Source organism: Delftia sp. SD018 (assembly GCF_017355445.1).
In the GTDB taxonomy this organism is placed as follows: domain Bacteria; phylum Pseudomonadota; class Gammaproteobacteria; order Burkholderiales; family Burkholderiaceae_C; genus Comamonas; species Comamonas acidovorans.
Window position 1 is genome coordinate 1 of sequence record NZ_JADDRN010000024.1, and the last position, 22383, is coordinate 22383.

General features: G+C 66.2%; 20 protein-coding genes. 6 read left to right on the forward strand and 14 right to left on the reverse strand.

The features are described from left to right. Positions 1-334: 334 nt before the first annotated feature. On the reverse strand, positions 335-745 hold the full coding sequence (locus INR38_RS21390) for a hypothetical protein (protein WP_013802153.1): 411 nt from the start codon (positions 743-745) through the stop codon (positions 335-337). Between the two features lie 820 nt (positions 746-1565). Between INR38_RS21390 and INR38_RS21395 the strand changes: the two genes are divergently transcribed. Continuing rightward, the gene (locus INR38_RS21395) at positions 1566-2765 is read left to right on the forward strand and encodes a COX15/CtaA family protein (protein ID WP_180319408.1); all 1200 of its coding nucleotides are present in this window, start codon (positions 1566-1568) and stop codon (positions 2763-2765) included. Continuing rightward, entirely contained in the window at positions 2762-3667 is a 906-nt protein-coding gene (cyoE, locus tag INR38_RS21400) for a heme o synthase (RefSeq protein ID WP_012205889.1), read from the forward strand. The genes INR38_RS21395 and cyoE overlap by 4 nt, the downstream gene beginning before the upstream one ends. Positions 3668-3747: 80 nt before the next feature. Here cyoE and INR38_RS21405 read toward each other — a convergent pair whose 3' ends face one another. The 7 genes from INR38_RS21405 to cyoA form a co-directional block, all read right to left on the reverse strand. After that, positions 3748-4284: a response regulator transcription factor gene (locus INR38_RS21405; RefSeq protein ID WP_013802156.1), complete on the reverse strand. Its 537-nt coding sequence runs from the start codon at positions 4282-4284 to the stop codon at positions 3748-3750. Positions 4285-4313: 29 nt separating this feature from the next. After that, positions 4314-5615 carry an ATP-binding protein gene (locus INR38_RS21410; protein ID WP_013802157.1) on the reverse strand — a complete coding sequence of 434 codons (1302 nt, stop codon included), beginning with the start codon at positions 5613-5615 and terminating at the stop codon, positions 4314-4316. Between the two features lie 177 nt (positions 5616-5792). Next, a complete protein-coding gene (locus tag INR38_RS21415) occupies positions 5793-6506 on the reverse strand; it encodes an SURF1 family protein (RefSeq protein ID WP_013802158.1) in 714 nt (237 codons plus the stop codon). 71 nt (positions 6507-6577) lie between these two features. Then, on the reverse strand, positions 6578-7018 hold the full coding sequence (gene cyoD / locus INR38_RS21420; RefSeq protein WP_012205885.1) for a cytochrome o ubiquinol oxidase subunit IV: 441 nt from the start codon (positions 7016-7018) through the stop codon (positions 6578-6580). Next, positions 7019-7651 (reverse strand): cytochrome o ubiquinol oxidase subunit III, encoded by a 633-nt coding sequence (cyoC, locus tag INR38_RS21425; protein ID WP_012205884.1) that lies wholly within the window; start codon positions 7649-7651, stop codon positions 7019-7021. Next, a complete protein-coding gene (gene cyoB / locus INR38_RS21430; RefSeq protein ID WP_013802159.1) occupies positions 7644-9650 on the reverse strand; it encodes a cytochrome o ubiquinol oxidase subunit I in 2007 nt (668 codons plus the stop codon). Before cyoB ends, cyoC begins: the two co-directional genes overlap by 8 nt. 66 nt (positions 9651-9716) lie before the next feature. Continuing rightward, complete coding sequence (cyoA, locus tag INR38_RS21435; RefSeq protein WP_012205882.1) at positions 9717-10763, reverse strand: ubiquinol oxidase subunit II; 1047 nt, start codon at positions 10761-10763, stop codon at positions 9717-9719. Between the two features lie 298 nt (positions 10764-11061). Here cyoA and INR38_RS21440 point away from each other — a divergent pair, with 298 nt between their 5' ends. Further along, positions 11062-12399 (forward strand): MFS transporter, encoded by a 1338-nt coding sequence (locus INR38_RS21440; protein ID WP_013802160.1) that lies wholly within the window; start codon positions 11062-11064, stop codon positions 12397-12399. 56 nt (positions 12400-12455) lie between these two features. Here INR38_RS21440 and INR38_RS28775 read toward each other — a convergent pair whose 3' ends face one another. Both INR38_RS28775 and INR38_RS21450 read right to left on the reverse strand, forming a co-directional pair. Continuing rightward, entirely contained in the window at positions 12456-12689 is a 234-nt protein-coding gene (locus INR38_RS28775) for a hypothetical protein (protein WP_017403895.1), read from the reverse strand. 192 nt (positions 12690-12881) lie between these two features. Further along, on the reverse strand, positions 12882-13082 hold the full coding sequence (locus tag INR38_RS21450; protein WP_128422700.1) for a hypothetical protein: 201 nt from the start codon (positions 13080-13082) through the stop codon (positions 12882-12884). Between the two features lie 168 nt (positions 13083-13250). Here INR38_RS21450 and alaS point away from each other — a divergent pair, with 168 nt between their 5' ends. The 3 genes from alaS (at position 13251) to INR38_RS21465 (ending at position 18315) form a co-directional block, all read left to right on the forward strand. After that, complete coding sequence (gene alaS, locus INR38_RS21455) at positions 13251-15875, forward strand: alanine--tRNA ligase (protein WP_065346358.1); 2625 nt, start codon at positions 13251-13253, stop codon at positions 15873-15875. 88 nt (positions 15876-15963) lie between these two features. Continuing rightward, positions 15964-17055, forward strand: a complete 1092-nt coding sequence (locus INR38_RS21460; RefSeq protein WP_013802163.1) for an ABC transporter substrate-binding protein — start codon at positions 15964-15966, stop codon at positions 17053-17055. Positions 17056-17064: 9 nt separating this feature from the next. Then, on the forward strand, positions 17065-18315 hold the full coding sequence (locus INR38_RS21465; protein WP_013802164.1) for a sensor domain-containing diguanylate cyclase: 1251 nt from the start codon (positions 17065-17067) through the stop codon (positions 18313-18315). A gap of 22 nt (positions 18316-18337) precedes the next feature. On the opposite strand, the gene INR38_RS21470 is transcribed toward INR38_RS21465, so the two are convergent. The 4 genes from INR38_RS21470 to INR38_RS21485 are packed head-to-tail and all read right to left on the reverse strand — an operon-like array spanning position 18338 to position 22336. After that, positions 18338-19360, reverse strand: a complete 1023-nt coding sequence (locus INR38_RS21470; RefSeq protein WP_088164513.1) for a GGDEF domain-containing protein — start codon at positions 19358-19360, stop codon at positions 18338-18340. 34 nt (positions 19361-19394) lie between these two features. Further along, positions 19395-20174: a tRNA (guanosine(46)-N7)-methyltransferase TrmB gene (trmB, locus tag INR38_RS21475; RefSeq protein ID WP_012205875.1), complete on the reverse strand. Its 780-nt coding sequence runs from the start codon at positions 20172-20174 to the stop codon at positions 19395-19397. A gap of 40 nt (positions 20175-20214) precedes the next feature. Further along, positions 20215-21153 carry a tRNA glutamyl-Q(34) synthetase GluQRS gene (gene gluQRS, locus INR38_RS21480; RefSeq protein WP_065346362.1) on the reverse strand — a complete coding sequence of 313 codons (939 nt, stop codon included), beginning with the start codon at positions 21151-21153 and terminating at the stop codon, positions 20215-20217. Positions 21154-21208: 55 nt separating this feature from the next. Then, positions 21209-22336 (reverse strand): FAD-dependent oxidoreductase, encoded by a 1128-nt coding sequence (locus tag INR38_RS21485; protein WP_013802167.1) that lies wholly within the window; start codon positions 22334-22336, stop codon positions 21209-21211. Positions 22337-22383 lie beyond the last annotated feature (47 nt).

Consider the following 22383-nt stretch of genomic DNA (forward strand, 5'->3'; position numbering starts at 1 on the left):
AGCTCCTGCCGCATTTCCTCCAGCACCTGAATGGCTCCCTGGATCATGGCCTGTCTGTGCTCCAGCGCAGCCTTTTGGGCCTGCAGCCGGTCCAGCTGCTCGGCGACCAGCGCCTCGTCGGCCCGCAGCTTCTTCAGCCGCTCCTGTATGGCCTCCATTTCCGGGGCGCTCATCTGCCAATCCTCCAGCATCGAAGGGCGCCGAGCATGGCCCGGACCCTTCTCACAATTCACACGAATGCCGGCAATTATCTGTGCGCCTTAGTGATTGGCTATGAATGAATTGACATAGATTGTCATCGACCGGCGCAGAAGGCCGAAGGCTGTGCAGTTGTTCAAAGCAGCCAGGTCCTGTTGGGCCGGTTGCCGTCGATTTCCACAAGTCCTGCGTCCTGCAGTATGGGCAGGATGTAGGTGATCACCACGGCCGCGTTGTCGTTGGCCTGCTTGGCCGCAAAGCCCAGAAAGCCGGGCCGGTGCTGGCTGGAGGCCACGATGCAGGGCCGCTCGGCGCCGTGATGCTCCTGGGCCAGATGGCGCAGCACGGCGCCGAAGGCTTCCCGCCTTATGCGCACCGTGTTGCCCTTGTGCGTTCTGACTTCCAGGCCGCTGTCGCTGCGGCGGATGACAGTGAAGGACGCGGTGCGTCCCTTGTCGGGCGTCTTCAGGGGCTTGTCCTGGGCGATGCCGTCCCAGAAGGCATTGAAATCGTTGTTGGAGAGCACGCGCACGAAAAAGAGGTCCATTGCCTGGAGGTTTTCTTGGACGTGGAGTCTCCCTGGCTTCGACTGGCCGAAGATGAGCAAATCTGAGCAGTGCCGCTCAATGTGCGAGAAATTTGAGGAAGATCCGGCCTTGCCGCGTTCTGACCTCGGTCCCTTCGATAAAGCCCATCAGTCTGGCCGAACCGTCCATGGAGTACAGCGCCGGCCCATCGATGCGGTAGATGGGCCTGGTCCCGCACCGGACGAATTCATCGCCTTCGACACGCCCGATTTCGTTTCCGTGCCCATCAAGCACAGTCCACGAGCCTCCTGCAATCATGGCCTCACCCGGCAGTTGCCGGTTCCCAAGTGAAACCACCAATCTAAGGAACGCGAGGTGTCTGAATCTGAGCGAATCTGAGCAGTCGTGTAAAGCTGGGCCGCCGACGCCTTGGGCAGGGTCCTGTGGAAACTCGTGTGCGCCAGGCCCAAGCCGCATCGCACCGGCCAAAAGAAGCTGGCTGCGATCTAGGGGCACTGCATGCGTGGGCGATTGAGCGGTTCGCAGCCAAGTAGAATTGTTTCATATCAAAGACATGCTGCTCTGAAAGTTGCAGCGACCGGGCCCGCTTGCGGGCCTTGTGCATGAGGTGCGCCTCCCACTGCCTGTATCTGGGTGCATGTCCTGATTCTCTGTAGGCCCGGCCTGCGATCCAATCTCGCGCATGGGGCTGAGCCTTCTCGTCAAATTGCTCTCATTTATGAAGATCTGCTGTCGCCAACCGGATGCGCCTGCGGCATTGCCTTTCGGCTTGCCCGGGGGCCATGCCGTGTGGTGCACGCCGCGCTGCGGAGGGCGGGCGTGAGCGAACAGGCGCTGTACGATCTGGCCCCCGTTCTGGAGCTGATGCTGCTGGGCCTGTTGCTGGCGCTGGGCCCCCTGGCCTGGGTGTGGCTGCGCAACCGCAGCGGCGGCTCGCTCAAGCGGCTGCAGGCGCTGTCGGTGCTCACGCTGTTCCTGACCTTCGATCTGGTGCTGTTCGGCGCCTTCACCCGCCTGACTGATTCCGGCCTGGGCTGCCCCGACTGGCCGGGCTGCTATGGCAGCGCCAGCCCCATGGGCGCCCGCGCGCAGATTGCCGAGGCGCAGGCCGCCATGCCCACCGGGCCGGTGACGCATGGCAAGGCATGGATAGAGATGGTTCACCGCTATCTGGCAACCACCGTGGGCGTGCTCATCATCGCCATGACCATCATGGCCTGGCGGCGCGCGCGGCGCCTGGGCAGGGCGGGTGGCGCAGGGGCCGAGCGTACAGGGGCGGAGGGCACAGGCGGTGCCCTGAGTCCGTGGTGGCCCACGCTGGCGCTGTTCTGGGTCTGCCTGCAGGGCGCCTTTGGAGCCTGGACCGTGACCATGAAGCTTTTCCCGGCCATCGTGACCCTGCACCTGCTGGGCGGCACGGGGCTGCTGGCCTTGCTGTGCGTGCCCGCCGTGGGGTTGAGCCGTGCTGCGCGCCAGCAAAGGGCGACCGTGATTTCGCCCGCGCTGCGCGCGGGGCTGTGGCTGGGCCTTGCGCTGCTGGTGCTGCAGGTGGCGCTGGGCGGCTGGGTCAGCACCAACTATGCGGTGCTGGCCTGCAGCAGTTTCCCGACCTGCCAGGGCAGTTGGTGGCCGGCCATGGATTTTTCGCAGGCGCTGCAGATCTGGCGTCCGTTGGGCCTGCTGCAGGACGGCAGCAACATCAGCTTTGCGGGCCTCACGGCCATCCACTATCTGCACCGCCTGGCAGCCTATGTGGTGGTGGCTGCGCTGGCCGGGCTGTGGTGGCGTTTGGGTGAAGTGCCCGCACTGGCGTCGCAGCGCCGCGTGCTGGGTGCGTTTTTGGTGCTGCAGGTGCTGACAGGCCTGTCGAACGTGGTGCTCGATTGGCCGCTGGTGGCCGCGGTGCTGCATACGGGCGGCGCAGCTGCGCTGGTGACCGTGATTGTTTGGTGCCTGGCGGCCAGCCGCCCGGGCGCACTGCGGGACGGTCTGCCGGTTGCCCGTGGAGAGATTGCATGAGTAAACAAGCTTCCCTGAGTGTCGAGCCCTCGCGCTGGACACAGTTCTATGCCCTGACCAAGCCGCGTGTGGTGCAGCTGATCGTGTTCTGCGCACTGATCGGCATGGTGCTGGCCGTGCCAGGCTGGCCCAACGCCGACCAGTGGCTGCACATGGCGCTGGCCTGCCTGGGCATCTGGCTGGTGGCGGGCGCGGCTGCCGCCTTCAACTGCCTGGTGGAGCGCCATATCGATGCGCGCATGAAGCGCACCTCCTGGCGGCCCACGGCGCGCGGCGAGCTGAGCAGCCAGCAGGCGCTGGCCTTCTCGGCCATCCTGTGCACGCTGGGCGCGCTGGTGCTGCTGCTGTGCACCAACCCGCTGACCATGTGGCTGACGCTGGCCACCTTCGTGGGCTATGCCGTGATCTACACGGTGATCCTCAAGCCCGCCACGCCGCAGAACATCGTGATCGGCGGTGCCTCCGGTGCCATGCCGCCCGTGCTGGGCTGGGCCGCGATGACGGGCCAGGTCGGTCCCGAGGCGCTGATCCTGTTCCTTATCATCTTCCTGTGGACACCACCCCATTTCTGGGCGCTGGCGCTGTACCGCGTGGAAGACTACCGCCAGTCCGGCCTGCCCATGCTGCCCGTGACGCATGGCAGCGAGTACACGCGGCTGCAGATCCTGCTGTACACGGTGATCCTGTTTGCGGCCTGCATGCTGCCCTTCATGTACGGCATGAGTTCCTGGCTGTACCTGGTGGTGGCCGTGGTGCTGAGTGTGGGCTTCTGTGCCTATGCCTTTGCACTGTGGCGCAATTACTCGGACCAGCTGTCGCGCAAGACCTTCCGCTTCTCGCTGATCCATCTGAGCGTGCTGTTCCTGGCGCTGCTGATCGATCACTACCTCTGGCTGGGCTGATGGGTTGATGGCCTGAGGGCCATGGCCGCGCAATGACAAACCGGGCCCTTGAGGCCCGGTTTGTCTTGGTGCCTGCCGCCTTACTTGATCTGCCGCTTTTCCAGCTTGCGCGCCAGCGTGCGCCGGTGCATGCCCAGGCGGCGGGCGGCTTCGGAGATGTTGAAATCGCTCTCGGCCAGGGTTTCGTGGATGTGTTCCCACTCCAGCGTCTTGATGGAGGTGGGGTTGCGTGACAGTTCCACGTCGGTGCGGCCCTCGAGGCGGCCGAAGGCGGCCTCGATATCGTCGGTGTTGGAGGGCTTGGCCAGATAGTGGCATGCGCCTAGCTTGACCGCCTCCACGGCCGTGGCAATGCTGGCATAGCCTGTGAGCACGACGATCAGCGCCTCGGGGCTGTGCTGGTGCAGCATCTGCACGCAGCTCAGGCCCGACGCGTTGCCCGCCAGCTTGAGGTCCATGACGGCGTATTGCGGCGAGTGCGTCTGCAGCAGCTCGCGCACTTCCTCGGCGCTGGCGGCCTGCAGCACGCGGTAGCCACGCCGCTCGAACGAGCGCGTCAGCGTGCGCGCAAAGGTCGCATCGTCTTCAACCAGCAGCAGGAGGCGGGAGCTGTCCATGGGCGATTCGGGTTCCTGTGGGCGCCGCTTCAGGCGCCGGGTTCAATGGCAATCGATGACAGGGGCAGGCGGATCTCCACCTCACTGCCCCGCGGCGGGGTGTTCCTCACCTGAACGCGTCCGCCCAGCGAGCGCGCCACGTTGAGCACCAGGAACAGGCCCAGCCCCCGGCCCGGGCGCTCCGTCTTGGTGGAGATATGGCGCTGGCCCAGCTGTTCCAGCACGGCGGGTGCAAAGCCCGGTCCCTTGTCGCGCACGGTGATGCACAGCATGCCAGTGCGCACGGCCAGGTGCAGCGCCACATGGCGGGGGGAGGCTTCGGCCGCATTGTCGAGCACATTGCAAACCATTTGCTGCAACGCGGTATCGGAAAGAATGGGGAAGTCCTCGTCGGCCTGGACATAGTCGAAATGCTCCACGGCGTGGCGTGACTGCCAGTGCGCGACCACGCCGTCCATGAAGGCGCGCAGCGTGGTGGCCTGTGGCGCATCGGCGCGGGTCTCGCCGGCCGACATGAGCACGCTGGAGACGATGGACTTGCAGCGCAGCAGCTGCTGCTGCATTTCCTGCAGGTCGGCCAGCAGGTCGGGGTCTTGCGTGATCGCGGGCATGCGCTGCCAGTCGCCCAGGATGACGGACATGGTGGACAGCGGCGTGCCCAGCTCGTGCGCCGCGCCCGTGGCCAGCAGGCCCATGCGCACGATGTGCTCCTCTTCGCTGGCACGCTGGCGCATGTTGGCCAGCCGTGCGTCACGCCGGCGCAGGTTGGAGACGATGCGGCGCAGGAAGACCACCAGCAGCACCGTGGTCAGCCCGAAGCTGATCAGAATGCCGCTCACGTACAGGCCGGGCAGCCCGTCGGGACCTGCAGCGCCAATGGGCAGGGGCCAGTGCACGATGGCCAGCACCAGGGTGCACAGCGAGGTGCTGGCAACGATGATCCAGGCGTGCACGGGCCTGAGCAGCACGGCGCCCAGAATGCCCTGCAGCAGGAACAGATAGATGAAGGGATTGCTGGCGCCGCCGCTCAAATACAGCTGTATGGCCAGGGCGAGCACGTCGGCCAGCAGGGCCAGGAACAGGTTGCGCGCCGAGATCTGGCGGCGGTGGCTGCGGTACCAGTAGATGTAGCCAAGATTGGTGAAGACGCTGGCCATCAGCACCAGGGCCATGGCCGGCAGCGGCAGGGTGATGCCGAAGCCGTAGTGCACCAGGGAGATGGTGATCACCTGCCCGACCACGGCAAACCAGCGCAGCTGTATCAGCAGCTGCATGTTCTGGCGTTCGGTGGTGCGCTCGACGCGGAACAGGGACTCTGAAGGCGAATTCACGCGGGCGATTGTGCGCTACCGCAGGCAGCCGTGGCGCGGCAGGGTCTTGTAGAGGACTGGCGTAAAAAAGGCCACCGATGTCATCGGTGGCCCTGTTGCCTGGAGCGACGGCTTTACGGCTCTACGGCTTTACGGCTCTACGGCTCTACGGCTCTACGGCTCTACGGCTTTACGGCTTTACGGCTTGCTGCTTGCCTGCCGGTCATTGCGCCTGACCAGCCAGGCCGCGCCGACCACCATCAGCGCCAGCCCGTACCAGGTCAGCGCATAGACCAGGTGGCTGTTGGGGAAGCGGATCACGGTCATGCCCGGGCGCGGCCAGGTGCCGTCTGCCACGGGCTGGCCCGGCAGGCCTGCGTCGATGAAGTAGGGGGCTGCATGGTCCAGGCCCTGGGCCTGTGCAATGGCCGCCACATCGCGCGAGAACCAGCGCTGCTGCGCGGGATCGTTCTCGCGCAGGAAGCCGCCGCGCGGCTCGCTGATGCGCAGCAGGCCGGCCACCGTCACCGGATCCTGGGGCGCCTGTGCGGGCTGATCCTGCCAGCGTGCGCGCTGCGCTGTGGGAATGAAGCCCCGGTTCACCAGCACCTGGTTGCCGTTGTCCATCTGCAGCGGCGTCAGCACCCAGAAGCCGGCACCCAATTCGGTCACGGCCTGGGTCAGCACGGTCTTGCCGGCCAGCCAGTGGCCGCTGGCCTGCACGGCGCGGTACTCGTGGTCGGCGGCCGTGATCTGCGGCCATTCGGCGGGCGGGGGCAGGGCAGCGGGCGCGGCGTGCACGCGCTGGTCCACGCGCTCTATCAAGTCCAGCTTCCAGGCACGGCGCTGGACCTGCCAGCTGCCCAGGAAGATGAAGCCCAAAAACAAGGCGATGCCCACCGAGATGAGCATCGCCTGAGCGAGTGGGCCACGCCGGCGCGATGCGCCGGCGTGGCTGGAGGGCCCGGAGTTTCCGGATGCGGTCAAGGCGTGACCGAGGCCGGAGCCGTCTGCGCGGCAGGGTCGGCCGGCATGGTGTGCTGGGGCATCATGTTGGTGTTCATGTGGAACATGACCCACAGGGTGCCCGCAATGCCGATGGCCACGAAGACCACGGTGAAGATGGTGGACAGCAGGGTCCAGCCGCCTTCGATCTTGCCGTTCATGTGCAGGAAGAAGACCATGTGGACCAGGATCTGCACCACGGCGAAGCCGCCGAGCACCATTACGGCCGTTGCACGGTCCGAGATGACATTGCTCATCACCAGCCAGAACGGGATGGCCGTCAGGATGATCGAGAGCACGAAGCCCCACATATAGCCCGAGAAGGTGCTGTGCGGGCCTGCGTCGTGGTGGTGATCGTCATGGCCGTGATGGTCGTGGTGACCGTGGCCATGGCCGGCGTGGATGTCGTGTGCAGCCATTTACAGCACCCCCATCAGGTAAACAAAAGTGAAGACGCCGATCCAGACCACGTCCAAGAAGTGCCAGAACATCGACAGGCACATCAGGCGGCGGTTGTTCTCGTGCGTCAGGCCGTGCTTGTTGATCTGGATCATCAGCGTGACCAGCCAGATCAGGCCGAAGCTCACGTGCAGGCCGTGGGTGCCCACCAGCGTGAAGAACGAGGACAGGAAGGCGCTGCGCTGAGGGCCTGCGCCCTCGTGCAGCAGGTGGGAGAACTCATAGAGTTCCAGGCCCAGGAAGCACAGGCCGAACAGGCCGGTGATGGCCAGCCACAGCTGGGTGCCGCCCAGCTTGCCCTGCTGCTTTTGCAGCATGGCGAAGCCGAAGGTGATGGACGACAGCAGCAGGAAGGCCGTGTTCATCGCCACCAGGGGCAGGTCGAACAACTGGGCGCCCGTGGGGCCTGCAGCGTAGTTGCGGCCCAGCACGCCATAGGTGGCGAACAGCGCTGCAAAGATCAGGCAGTCGCTCATCAGGTAGAGCCAGAAGCCCAGAGCGGTGCCGTTTTCGGGATGGGGCTCCTCGGCGAGGTGGTACTCGCGCGGGGCCAGGGCGGCAGCGCCGCCTGCGGTGTAACGGGTATCAGACATGACGTGCCAGCTGTTGTGTGCGCAGTTCTTCCGTGGCCGCGACTTCCGCGGCGGGGATGTAGTAGTCGCGCTTGTAGTTGAACGTGTGGATGATCGATGCCAGCACGGTGGCGGCGAACGACGCAATGGCCAGGGGCCACATGTGCCAGATCATCGCGAAGCCGAAGACCGTGGACAGCGCGGCGATCACGACACCGGCGCCGGTGTTGGACGGCATGTGGACGGGCTTGAAGCCGGTCAGCGGACGCTGGTAGCCGTGCTTCTTCATGTCCCACCAGGCATCGATCTCATGCACCACGGGCGTGAAGGCGAAGTTGTACTGGGGAGGGGGCGAGGAGGTGGCCCACTCCAGCGTGCGGCCTTCCCATGGGTCGCCGGTCACGTCACGCAGCTGGTCGCGCTTGAAGTAGCTGACCACCAGCTGGATCAGGAAGCTGCCGATGCCCAGTGCCACCAGACCGGCGCCCAGGGCGGCGATCACGAACCAGATCTGCAGCGAGGGGTCCTCGAAGTGGTTGGCACGGCGTGTCACGCCCATCAGGCCCAGCACGTACAGCGGTGTGAAGGCGACCCAGAAGCCGACCAGCCAGAACCAGAACGAGCACTTGCCCCAGAACTCGTCGAGCTTGTAGCCGAAGGCCTTGGGGAACCAGAAGTTGATGCCGGCGAACACGCCGAACACCACGCCGCCGATGATCACGTTGTGAAAGTGGGCGATCAGGAACAGGCTGTTGTGCAGCACGAAGTCGGCCGGGGGAACGGCCAGCAGCACGCCGGTCATGCCGCCGATGGCAAAGGTGCACATGAAGCCCACGGTCCACAGCATCGGCACCGTGAAGCGGATGCGGCCGCGGTACATGGTGAACAGCCAGTTGAAGATCTTGGCGCCCGTCGGGATCGAGATGATCATCGTCGTGATGCCGAAGAAGGTGTTCACGCTGGCGCCGGAGCCCATGGTGAAGAAGTGGTGCAGCCAGACCAGGTAGGACAGGATGGTGATACACACCGTCGCGTACACCATGGAGGTGTAGCCGAACAGGCGCTTGCGGCTGAAGGTGGAGACGATCTCCGAGAAGATGCCGAAGCAGGGCAGGATCAGGATGTAGACCTCGGGGTGGCCCCAGATCCAGATCAGGTTCACGTACAGCATGGGGTTGCCGCCCAGCTCGTTCGTGAAGAAGTTCGTGCCGACGTAGCGGTCCAGCGACATCAGCACCAGGGCTGCGGTCAGGATGGGGAACGAGGCCACGATCAGCGCGTTGGTGCACAGGGCGGTCCAGGTGAAGACGGGCATCTTCATCAGGTTCATGCCGGGTGCGCGCATCTTGATGATGGTCACGATCAGGTTGATGCCTGACAGCGTGGTGCCGACGCCGGCCACCTGCAATCCCCAGATGTAGTAGTCAAGCCCGACCCCGGGGTTCTGCGCCCCCAGGTTGGACAGTGCCAGCCAGCCGGAGGTGGAGAACTCGCCCAGGAACAGCGAGATCATCACCAGCACGGCGCCGCCCGTGGTCATCCAGAAGCTGAAGTTGTTCAGGAACGGGAAGGACACGTCGCGGGCGCCGATCTGCAGCGGCACCAGATAGTTCATCAGGCCGGTCACGAAGGGCATGGCCACGAAGAAGATCATGATCACGCCGTGGGCCGTGAAGATCTGGTCGTAGTGGTGCGGAGGCAGGTAGCCCAGGTTGTCGCCGAAGGCCATGGCCTGCTGCAGGCGCATCATCAGCGCGTCGGCAAAGCCGCGCAGCAGCATGACCAGACCGAGGATCATGTACATGATGCCGATCTTCTTGTGGTCGATGCTGCACAGCCAGTCGCGCCACAGCGGGCCCCACAGGCGGAACTTGGTGAGCAGGCCCAGCACGGCAAGGCCGCCGAGCACCACGGCGATGAAGGTCGCCAGCACGATGGGCTCATGCGCCATCGGGATGGAGTCCCAAGTGATGCGTCCCAGCAGCCAGTGGGCCTGTGCCGGGGAGGTATGTTCAGACATATCGAGTCTCTTAGGTCGTGATGGGAGCGGGCGGCGGTCTGGCCGTCGTCCGCGTCCGCTAACTGCTTATTGCTGCGCAGCGGCTGCGGAGCCGTCGCGCTGGTCCAGGAAGGCCACGACGCGGTCGGCGTTTTGCACCGTGCACACATCCTGGGGCAGGTTCATGCCCACGGCCTTGAGATAGGCTTCGCCGCCGGCAGCGTCGATGGCCATCATGTGATGCATGCACATCTTGCCTTCTTCGACACAGCGGTTGAGCACCTTGTCGTACAGGCCTTCGTCCACCGTGGCGAAGCGCTCGACCGGGTTGCGCTCGCTGGGCTTGACCAGGTTCAGGTAGGTATCGCGCGTCAGGGCCTTGCCTTCGGACTTGGCCTTGGCAACCCACTGATCGAACTCTTCGTTGCTCAGGCCATGGAACTTGAACGTCATGCCCGAGAAGCCGGCGCCGCTGTAGTGCGATGCTAGGCCGTGGAACACGCCGGGCTTGTTGATCACGGCGTTCAGCTCGGTCTGCATGCCGGGCATGGCATAGATCATGCCGGCCAGGTCAGGCACGTAGAAGGAGTTCATCGTCGAGGTGGCGGTCAGCTTGAAGTGGATGGGACGATCCACGGGAGCGGCCAGCTCGTTGACGGTGGCGATGCCTTTTTCAGGGATGAAGAACAGCCACTTCCAGTCCATGGCCACGACCTGCACCTCCAGCGGCTTGACATCGGTGCTCAGCGGCTTGGTGGCCGAGACGCGGTCCAGCGGACGGTAGGGGTCCAGCTTGTGGGTGCTGATCCAGGTGATGGCGCCCAGCGCGATGATGATCATCAGCGGCACGGACCAGATCACCAGCTCCAGCGTGGTGGAGTGGTGCCATTCGGGGTCGTAGTGGGCCTCGGTGTTCGACTGGCGGTATTTCCAGGCGAAAAGCAGCGTGAGGATGATCACCGGGATGATGATGATCAGCATCAGCAAGGTGGCCGTGACCACCAGGTTGCCTTGCTGCGCGGCGATGTCGCCGGCGGGGTTGAGCACGACGGCTTTGCTGCAGCCAGTGAGACTGGCTGTCAAAGCGGCCGCGGTGAGCCACGCAGGCCCACGGAGTTCCTTGATTTTTAGCATGCTAGGGGCGCAACAAGAGCGCGTTTACATAGAAACGCGGATTACAAGATCCGGGCAAATGTATTACGAAGTATAAATTTGTCCATTGGACATTTTGTCCAACGTCAAGGAGAACCCGGGAACTTTCTGCTACCTGGGCGGGTGCACGGCAGGTGCCTGGCGGTCCGGAGGCCGCATTTTCGCGTCGCGCGCAGCAGGACAAACACCGAGGCCGGTCGAGGTGGAAACCGCCTTGCGCCAGATCAAGCGAGGGCGTAGAACAGAGCTGTCAGTGAGACGAGACAAGGAGCATCCATCTATGAGCGGCCTCGACACAACTGCAAGCTTCCCCGGCGGAAGCTATGAGAGCAAAGAATCTCTGTCCCGCGCCGACACCCACGAAGATGTCACGCCCAACGAAATCGCCGTCGGCGTGATCATCGGGCGATCCTCGGAGTACTTCGACTTCTTCGTGTTCGGCATCGCTTGCGTGCTGGTCTTCCCGGCACTGCTGTTTCCCTACCTTTCCAAGCTCGACGGCACGCTGATGTCGTTCGCCATCTTCTCGCTGGCCTTCGTGGCCCGGCCGCTGGGCACGGCGCTGTCCATGGCCGTGCAGCGGCGCTGGGGGCGGGCGACCAAGCTGACGCTGGCGCTGTTTCTGCTGGGCGTGTGCACCGTGGGCATGGCCTTCCTGCCCAGCTACCAGCAGGCGGGGGTGAATGCCATCATCGTGCTGGCGCTGCTGCGCATAGGTCAGGGCATTGCGCTTGGCGGCTCGTGGGACGGCCTGCCGTCGCTGCTGGCCATGTCGGCGCCCAAGAACCGGCGGGGCTGGTATTCGATGATGGGCCAGTTGGGCGCGCCGCTGGGCTTCGTGCTCGCGGCAGGGCTGTTTGCCTTCATCTACGCCCATGTGGGAGCCGACGAGTTCCTCAGCTGGGGCTGGCGCTATCCCTTCTGCGTGGCCTTTGCCATCAACGTCGTGGCACTGTTTGCCCGGCTGCGCCTGGTCGTGGGCCAGTCCTACACCGAACTGCTGCAGCAGCGTGAGCTGGAGCCCATGGGCGTGCTGCCGCTGATGCGCGACGAGGGACGCAACGTGGTGATCGGCGCGTTTGCCGCCCTGGCCAGCTTTGCGCTGTTCCACCTGGTGACCATCTTCCCGCTGTCCTGGATCTCGCTGTACTCGGACCAGTCGGTGACCCATGTGCTCGGGGTGCAGATCGTGGGCGCCTTCTGTGCGGCTGCCGCCATCATGGTCTCGGGCTGGCTGGCCGACCGTGTGGGCCGGCGCAACACGCTGGGCACCATGGCCTGCCTGATCGGCATCTTCAGCTTCCTGGCGCCCTGGCTGCTGGGCAGCGGAACGATGGGGAACAACGTGTTCATCATCGTCGGCTTCATCCTGCTGGGCCTGTCCTATGGCCAGGCGGCAGGCACGGTGACGTCCAACTTCCCCTCACGCTATCGCTACACGGGTGCTGCGCTGTCCTCGGACATGGCCTGGCTGGTGGGTGCGGCATTCGCTCCGCTGGTGGCCCTGGGCGTGTCCTCGCGCTTTGGACTGGTGGCGCTGGGGATCTATCTGCTGTCGGGTGCGCTGTGCACGCTGGCGGCGCTGGGCATCAACCGCGCCATCGAGACGCGCGACTGAACGGGCGCAGCAAATCAAAGGCCGGCTCTGCCGGCCTTTTTCGTTGTGACTTCGCCTCAGGGGTTTTCACCGTAGCGCTGCTTGAAGTCGAATTCGAGCCTGTCGCAGTCCTGCACCGATTCAAACTGCTGCGTCTTGCGCTCGGCCTCTGGCCGCGCGGTTTCCTTGCGGCAGATCTTGATGGTTTCGCGCTCCACCCAGCGCGCCTCGCCTTCGGGCGTGGACAGCAACTGGCCAGCCAGCATGAGCACAGCGAAGAAGGCCACGGGCAGGCCGATGAGCCAGGGCACGATGCGGCTTTTTGGCGGCTTGGGCGATTTCGGCGGTGTTGGCTGTTTGGCCGGATCGGATCCGTTGGCGCTGGCAGCGGGGGCCGGTTCGCTGGAATGGGGCTCGGGTGTCTGTGGTTGCGCCATGGTGTGCTTGCTGTGGTTCCGGCTGGCGATTATCCAGGGCGCCCATCGCGCGCAGTCTGAGCGGGATCAGGGAACGGCGAGATCGCCTGTGCTAGCCATCTCCCCCATCTCCTGCACCAGCCATTTCTCCAGCGCAAGAATGTCGGCCCTGCGGCCCGGATGGGGCGCCACCCACAGCTGCAGGCGCCGCGGACCGGCCAGTCGCGCGCCGCTGTTGCGCGCGCATGTCAGCGATCCGGCCAGTGACGGGCTGGAGATCGTGCTCAAGGGCGGGCAGATGGGAGGAGAGGCCTTCTTTGGCCACCTGCGTGATGGAGGCCAGGCAGGGCTCGCTGCCGCAACCATGGGGCAAACCTATAATGCGCGTTGGTCCCGACGGGACACCCTCCCGCCAGGGACAGCGCCCCGCGTGCGCGCTCCGAACTCCTAGACACCATGAGCACACCCACTTTCACCGTTGCCGACATTCGCAAGAGCTTTCTGGACTTTTTCGCATCCAAGGGCCACACCATCGTGGAGTCGAGCCCCCTGGTGCCCGGCAACGATCCGACGCTGATGTTCACCAACTCGGGCATGGTCCAGTTCAAGGACGTGTTCCTGGGCACCGACAAGCGCCCCTACAAGCGCGCCACCTCGGTGCAGACCTGCCTGCGCGCAGGCGGCAAGCACAACGATCTGGAAAACGTGGGCTACACGGCCCGCCACCACACCTTCTTCGAGATGCTGGGCAACTGGTCCTTCGGCGACTACTTCAAGCGCGAGTCGCTCAAGTGGGCCTGGGAGCTGCTGACCGAGGTCTACAAGCTGCCCAAGGAACGCCTGCTGGCCACGGTCTATGCCGAGGACGACGAGGCCTATGACATCTGGACCAAGGAAATCGGCTTGCCGCCCGAGCGCGTGATCCGCATCGGCGACAACAAGGGCGGCCGCTACAAGAGCGACAACTTCTGGATGATGGCCGACACCGGCCCCTGCGGCCCCTGCTCGGAAATCTTCTACGACCACGGCGCGCACGTGGCCGGCGGCCCTCCGGGCAGCCCTGACGAAGACGGCGACCGCTTCATCGAAATCTGGAACAACGTGTTCATGCAGTTCGACATGGACGAGCAGGGCAACGTCAAGCCGCTGCCCGCGCCCTGCGTGGACACCGGCATGGGCCTGGAGCGCCTGGCCGCCATCCTGCAGCATGTGCACAGCAACTACGAGATCGACCTGTTCCAGGCGCTGATCAAGGCCGCTGCGCGCGAGACGCACATCGCCGACATCGAGACCCCCTCGCTCAAGGTGATCGCCGACCACATCCGCGCCACCGCCTTCCTGGTGGCCGACGGCGTGATCCCCTCCAACGAAGGCCGCGGCTACGTGCAGCGCCGCATCGTGCGCCGCGCCATCCGCCACGGCTACAAGCTGGGCCAGAAGACCCCGTTCTTCCACAAGCTGGTCAAGGACCTGGTGGCCGTGATGGGCGATGCCTATCCCAAGATCCGCGAGCAGGAAGCGCGCATCACCGAAGTGCTGCGGGTCGAGGAAGAGCGCTTCTTCGAGACCCTGGCCAACGGCATGGAAATCCTGGACGCTGCGCTGGCCGGTGGCGCCAAGGTGCTGCCCGGCGACGTGGCCTTCAAGCTGCACGACACCTATGGCTTCCCCCTGGACCTGACCAACGACGTCTGCCGCGAGCGCGGCCTGAGCGTGGACGAGGCGGGCTTCCAGACCGCCATGGAAGAGCAGAAGAACAAGGCCCGCGCAGCAGGCAAGTTCAAGATGGACCGCGCCCTGGAATACACGGGCGATGCCAATGCCTTCACGGGCTACCAGAAGCTGGCCGAGGCCGCCAAGGTGGTGGCACTGTATGCCGAAGGCAGCGCCGTGCAGGAACTCAAGGCCGGCCAGAGCGGCGTGGTCGTGCTCGACACCACGCCTTTCTACGCCGAGTCCGGCGGCCAGGTGGGCGACCAGGGTGTGATCAGCACTGCGGGCGCACGCTTCGCGGTCGAGGACACGCTCAAGATCAAGGCCGATGTGTTCGGCCACCACGGCGTGCTGGAGTCCGGCAGCCTCAAGGTGGGCGATGCCGTGCAGGCCGAGGTGGACACGCAGCTGCGTGCGGCCACCATGCGCAACCACTCGGTCACGCACATCATGCACAAGGCCCTGCGCGAAGTGCTGGGCGATCACGTGCAGCAAAAGGGCTCGCTGGTCAACGCCGAGCGCACGCGCTTCGACTTTGCCCATAACCAGCCCGTGACCGCTGAAGAGATCCGCGAGATCGAACGCCGCGTGAACGCCGAGATCCTGGCCAACACGCCCACCGATGCGCGCGTGATGGACATCGAATCGGCCAAGGCCACGGGCGCCATGATGCTGTTCGGCGAGAAGTACGGCGACTCCGTGCGCGTGCTGGACATCGGCAGCAGCCGCGAGCTGTGCGGTGGCACCCACGTGCAGCGCACGGGCGACATCGGCCTGTTCAAGGTGGTGGGCGAAGGCGGCGTGGCCGCTGGCGTGCGCCGCATCGAGGCGGTGACCGGCGAGAACGCGCTGGCCTACCTGCAATCGCTGGAATCCACGGTGGACCAGGCCGCCGCCGCGCTGAAGGCGCCGACGGCCGAGCTGAACACCCGCATCGGCGGTGCGCTGGAGCAGATCCGCGCGCTGGAGAAGGAAGTGGCTGCGCTCAAGGGCAAGCTCGCTTCCAGCCAGGGCGACGAGCTGGCCGGCCAGGCCGTCGACGTCAAGGGCATCAAGGTGCTGGCCGCCAGGCTCGAAGGCGCCGACGCCAAGACCCTGCGCGACACCATGGACAAGCTCAAGGACAAGCTGGGCGCCGCAGCCATCGTGCTGGCCGCCGTTGATGGCGACAAGGTGCAACTGGCTGCAGGCGTGACTAAGGCCGAGACCTCGCGCATCAAGGCTGGCGATCTGGTGAACTTCGTGGCCAGCCAGGTCGGCGGCAAGGGCGGCGGCAAGCCCGACATGGCCATGGCCGGCGGCACGGACGCTTCGGGCCTGCCCGCGGCGCTGGCCGGTGTGCAGGCCTGGGTGGCAGAGCGCGTCTGACCCAGCTGCGCGGCAGATGATTCCTGCTGCCCCTTCTTCGGGACGCCCCGGTGGACTCCACCGGGGCGTCTTGCCGTGGGCGCTGCGTATGACCTACATGGCCTGGGTGATGGGCGTGCTGGCGCAATCGGCCGCTGCCGCCGCGCAAAGCGTGGTCTTCATCAACCCCGGCCGGTCTGACGAGCGCTACTGGACCACGGTCAGCGAGGCCATGCAGGACGCGGCCAGCAGCCTGGGCATGCAGCTGCAGGTGCGCTATGCCCAGCGCGACCACCTGCGCCCCATCGAGATTGCGCGCCAGATTGCCGCCTTGCCCAAGGCGCAGCGGCCCCGCTACGTGATGTTTACCAACGACTACAGCGTGGCGCCTGAAATCCTGCGCACGCTGGAGGCCGCAGGCATCGACAGCTTCATGGCCTTCAGCGGCGTGCCCGAGACGTTGCGCGGCCAGACCGGCGTGGCGCGAGAGCGCTATCGCCACTGGCTGGGCAGCCTGGAGCCGGGCGCCGAGGAGGCCGGCTACCTGACCGCCAAGTCACTGTTCGCCGCGGCGCGGGCATCGGGCCAGGCGCGTGCGGCCGATGGCCGGCTGCACATGGTGGCCATTGCCGGGGACCGCTCCACGCCCTCCTCGGTGGAACGCAATGCCGGCATGCGCCGCGCGGCGGCCGAGGCCAGCGACGTGGTGCTGCAGCAGGAAGTCTTTGGAGAATGGCGCCGCGAACGCGCCGAGCAGCAGGCGGCCGTGCTGTTCCAGCGCTATCCCGAGGTGCGCCTGGTCTGGGCGGGCAACGATGAGATGGCCTTTGGCGCCATGCAGGCCTGGCGCGCGCGGGGCGGCTCGCCGGGGCGTGACGCCTTCTTCAGCGCCATCAATTCATCGGCCGCCGCCATGACGGCGCTGCGCACGGGCGAGCTGTCGGCACTGGCGGGCGGGCATTTCCTGACCGGCGCCTGGGCCCTGGTCATGCTCTACGACCATGCGCACGGCACCGATTTCGCCTCCGAAGGGCTGGAGCAGGTGCGGCCCATGTTCACGCTGCTGGACAAGTCACAGATCGACCGCTACGAGCACAGGATCAGCGCGCCGCTGGCCCCTCTGGACTTTCGCAGCTACAGCAAGCACCTCAATCCCCGGCTGCGGCGCTACGGATTCGAGCTCAAGCACCTGCTGCGCTGAGCGCCTTCCATGCCCCGCTTCCGTTCGATCGCCTCCCTGCTGATCCTGCGCATCATGCTGCTGGCCGTGGCCTGCATGCTGGTGTTTGGCGGCGCCCACGCCTGGTGGGAGTACCGCAAGGGGCAGCAGGAGTTTCGCCGCTCCATGGAGACGCTGGTGGCCAACAGCATGATCTCGCTGTCCGCCGCGCTGTGGGACATCGAGCCGGCCCTGGTGCGCGAGCAGGTGCAGTGGCTGGGCAAGCTGCCCCTGGTGGGACATGTGCAGCTGCGCGTCACCTCCACGGGCGAGATGTACGAGGCGGGCGAGCCCAGGGATGGCCGCGCGCCTGCCGTGTCCATGCTCATTCCGGCACCGCGTCACAGCCAGTCCAGCCTGCCGCTGGGCGAACTGCAGGTCTGGGAGAACCGGGGCCACTACCTGGAGGTGCTGCGCGACTCCACGCTGCGCGTGCTGCTGGGCTATGCGCTGTTCACGGCCCTGGTCTGTCTGATGGTGGCCTGGGTGATGCGCAGGGAGCTGCGCCAGCCGCTGCAGCAGATTGCGGGCTTTGCGGCCAACCTCAAGCCCAATGAGTTGTCGAGGCCCTTGGTGCTGGAGCGGGCGCGGCGCGGGCAGCGCGACGAGATCGACATGGTGGTGCAGGGCTTTGGCCAGTTGCAGCATGACCTGCGCGGCCACATCGAGCATCTGGACCTGCTGGTGGCCCAGCGCACGGCCCAGCTGGAGGAGCTGGTGGAGGAGGTCAAGCGCATGTCGCTGACCGATGCGCTGACCGGATGCCTCAACCGCCGCGCCATGGACGAGCGCCTGGCCTCCGAGGTCGCCCAGGGCCAGCGCCTGGGTGCGGCACTGAGCGTGATGTTCGTGGACGTGGACCGCTTCAAGCAGGTCAATGACAGGCACGGCCATGCCGCAGGCGATGCCGTGCTGCGCGAGGTGGCACTGCGTTGCCGGCACGCACTGGAGCGGGAGCCTTCGGCGCAATGGATGGCGCGCTATGGCGGGGAGGAGTTCCTGATCGTGATGCCCGGTGTGGCTGCGGCCCAGGCCTGGGCGCTGGCCGGGCAGCTGCGCGAGGCCATACGCTCCACGCCCATACAGGTCCATGGCCTGGAGCTGGCGGCGACGGCCAGCTTTGGCGTGGCGCAACAGCAGGGTGCCGAGAGCGCGCAGGAACTGCTGCAGCGCGCCGATGCCATGCTCTACGAGGCCAAGCACGCCGGGCGCGACTGCGTGCGCGTGGCCGGCCTCGCCTGAACGGCACGGCGCCAGGGCCGGCTCAGAACAGTTCGATATCGTTGCTGTTCACCTGGGGTGCCAGCAGCCCCTGGGTGATCAGATCACCGTAGTACCAGGTCTGGTTGCGGCCATGCTCCTTGGCGTGGTAGAGGGCCTGGTCGGCATGGCCCAGCACCTCCACGGGTGCGCCCGTGCCCATGGCGGCAAAGCCCGTGCTCACGGTGATGCGGCCGACCTGGGGGAACTCGTAGCTCTCCACGTCGTGGCGCAGGCGCTCCAGCGCCTTGCGGGCATTGACCAGGCTGACCGAGCGCAGCAGCACCACGAATTCCTCGCCGCCGAAGCGGAACACACGGTCCTTGGCGTCGAAGCAGCTGCGCAGGATGTTGGCCACCAGGATCAGCACCTCGTCGCCATACAGGTGGCCAAAGCGGTCGTTGATGCGCTTGAAATGGTCGATGTCGATGGCGGCCAGCCACTGGCCGGGAACGTCTTCCGTGGCCACGCCCGGCATGGCCATCGGCGGCTCCTGCAGCGACAGGCGCAGGAACTGCTCGTCGAAGGTCTTGCGGTTGAGCAGGCCGGTCAGCGCATCGCGTTCGCTGTAGTCCAGCAGGCTCTGGTAGTTGTGATAGACGCCGAAGATGCCCTGGATCACATCGAGCCGGCTGGGCGAGAAGGCCGTGGACTGCGTGATCTCCAGGCAGTGGTAGGCCGTCTCCTGGCGCCACAGCGGCAGCCACAGCACGTGCTGGCCATCGGGCTGCACGGCCGAGGCGATGAGGGCGCGCTGCTGCAGCGCCTGCTGCAGCGCGGGCATGGAGGCCAGCTCCACGCTTTGCGGGTCATACAGGGCCTCGGCATCGGTGGACATGACCTGATCGCCCTGGCTCCAGGTGCGCGCACGCACGCAGTGCCTGCCGTCGGGCATGGCGAACAGCTCCAGCGCCCGCACCTGCACCACGCCATTGAGCTTGAACAGGGTGGACAGCACCGAGATTTCCAATCGCAGATGGTCCCTGTGGGCCGTCATCTCGACCAGATTCTGTAGCAATGGCTGCATGCGAGGCCTTGTATTGGAAGAGGGCGCGACCGGCTCAGCGGCGCTCAAACACCAGATCCCACACGCCGTGGCCCAGGCGGATGCCACGGTTTTCGAACTTGGTCAGCGGCCGGTAGTCGGGCTTGGCGGCATAGCCTTCGGCCGTGTTGGCCAGCAGGGGTTCCGCGCCCAGCACCTCCAGCATCTGCACCGCATAGGGCTCCCAGTCGGTGGCGCAGTGGATGTAGCCACCGGGACGCAGCCGCCGTGCCAGCTTGGCCACCAGAGGCTCCTGGATCAGGCGGCGCTTGTTGTGCTTTTTCTTGTGCCAGGGATCGGGGAAGAAGATGTGTATGCCGTCCAGGCTGGCCTCGGGCAGCATGTTGTCGATGACTTCGACGGCGTCGTGCTGCAGGATTCGGATGTTGGAGATGTCCTGCTCGCCAATGCGCTTGAGCAGGGCGCCCACGCCGGGCTCGTGCACCTCGCAACACAGGAAGTTGTCATCGGGGCGCACGCGCGCGATGTGCGCCGTGGCCTCGCCCATGCCGAAGCCGATCTCCAGGATCAGGGGTGCCTGGCGGCCATAGGTGGCAGAGGCATCCAGCGGCGCGGCCTGGTAGTTCAGCACGAAGCGCGGACCCAGCTCCTCGAAGGCCTTGGCCTGGCCTGTCGTGGTGCGGCCGGCGCGGCGCACATAGCTCTTGATGGTCTTGGGATGGGCCACGCCCTCGGGCGGCTGGCCGGTACGGGCGGCCGCAGGTGTGGAGGGCGAAGAGGAATCGTGCGGCGCACCGGGGGCAGCGGACATGGTGTTCGGGGTATCGCCGTCCATGGACTGCTCGGCTTGGGGGGAAGAAATTGGGTTCACGGGCTCAATTGTATGTATGGCGCCAGCCCCTGACCCAGAACTGCAGCGCTTCGCCCAATGCGGCCTGGGGTGATGGCTGGGGCAGTCCCAGGTGGGCGGCTGCGGTGCGCAGCGCGGTCACGGGGGCGCTCAGGTCCAGTGCAGGGGCGCCGTGCTGCTTGGAAAGCTTTTCGCCGTCGGGCATGAGCACCAGCGGCGTGTGCAGGTACTGCGGGTGACCTATGCCCAGGGCGCGCTGCAGCAGCATCTGGCGGGGCGTATTGTCGGCGAGGTCGGCGCCGCGCACCACATGGGTGATGCCCTGCAGGCCGTCATCGACGACCACGGCGAGCTGGTAGGCCCACAGGCCGTCGGCCCGGCGCAGGACAAAGTCGCCCACGCCGTGGATCACATCCTGCTGCTGGGCGCCCAAGCGGCGGTCCTGCCAGTGCAGCACGGGGTCGTGGCGGGTGAAGCGGTCCAGCGCAAAGCGCCAGGCCCGGGCGCTCTTGCCGTGCAGGCCGTCGCGGCAGGTGCCGGGGTAGGGCCGCTCCACATGGCGCTCATGGGCCCAGCCCAGGTTTTCCCAGGCTGCCTCGATGTCCTTGCGCGTGCAGCCGCAGGGATAGGCCAGGCCGCCGGCCTTGAGCCGCTCCAGTGCGCTTTCGTAGAAGGTGTGGCGGCGGGACTGCCAGACGGGCTCTTCATCCGGCAGCAGGCCGCAGGTGGCAAGCTGGTTCAGGATGGCGGTGTCGGCACCGGGCTGGCAGCGCGGAGGGTCTATGTCCTCGATGCGCACCAGCCAGCGGCCGCCATGGGCGCGTGCATCCAGCCAGCTGGCCAGCGCCGCCACCAGGGAGCCGGCATGCAGCAGGCCCGTGGGTGAGGGCGCAAACCGGCCGACATACGGGGATGGGGCGGGTGCGGAGCCGGTCTCGGCGGATTCAGGGGCGGCGGGAATCATCGGGGCCGGATGTTAAGGCCTTGCGCCGCCCCCTGCCAGGACCTGGTGGCCTGGTTCAGTCCGCAACCAGCGCCAGGGCCATTTCCAGTCCCGAGACAAAGGCATCCTCCACGCGGCGGCCAATGCACCAGTCGCCGCACAGGCCCAGGCCCGCATCCTTGTTTCGCAAATGGCTGCGGCCCAGCGGCGACAGGGTCTGCGCATGGGGCCAGAGGTAGACGCTGGCATGGCGGGGAGGGATGCGGATGCGCGTGATCTCGCCAAAGGCCTTCTGCATCTTGGCCAGCACGCGCGGGGCGTCGTCGGCACGGTGCTCCTGCGACCATTGGGGGCTGGCCAGCACGGTCCAGCGTTCGCTTTGGGAGCGGCCCGGCTTGGAGGATTCTCGTGCCACCCAGACCGCGCGCTCATGCGTGGTGCGGGCCGCATTCCACTGCGGTCCCAGGGTGGAAAGGCCGGCCTCGGTGGCCATGGGGTAGGACAGCGTCAGCGCCCAGCAGGGCGCCATTTCCACGGCCGCCATGCCCTGCACCAGCGACAGGGCCAGGGGCGTGGTCTGCAGCAACTGGCGCGCCTGGGGCGCGGGCAGGGCGAGTATCACTTCATCGAATCCCGTGCGGATCTGCGTGGTCGGCTCGGTCGTCTCCACATGCAGGCTCCAGCCGTGCGATCCGGGCTGGCGTTCGAGCTTGGTCACGCGCTGGCCCAGGTGCAGGCGGTCGGCATCCCACAGCGGCGCGGCCCAGGCCAGCGGCAGGGCCTGCATGTCGGGCGTGGCCACCCAATGGGCTTCGGTGGGTGCGGGTGCGGCGCTGGACTGGCGGCCCTGCGCATCCAGCACGCGCAGCGTGCTCACGCTCCAGGGGCGGCACAGGCCGGGCACGGTCTGCAGGGCCAGCTCGAAGCGCTTGTCGCGCACGGTGAAATACTGCGCGCCGATGTCGAAGGCGCCATGCGCGGCGTTGACAGAGCGCATGCGCCCGCCCACCTGGGGCAGCCGCTCGTAGACATGGACATCGTGGCCGGCCTGCATCAGCGTGCGTGCGCAGGCCAGGCCCGCCATGCCGGCGCCAATCACGGCAATGCGGCGTGCGCCGGCCTTGGGGCGCGCCTTGGAGGCTTCGGGGGGCTTGGTGGCCTTTTTCTTGACCGTGGACTTGGAGGCAGCGCGGGAAGCGTTCATGGAGCAGACCTTTGCGGGCAGTGGCAGATTCCGGGAAGCATGTCCTT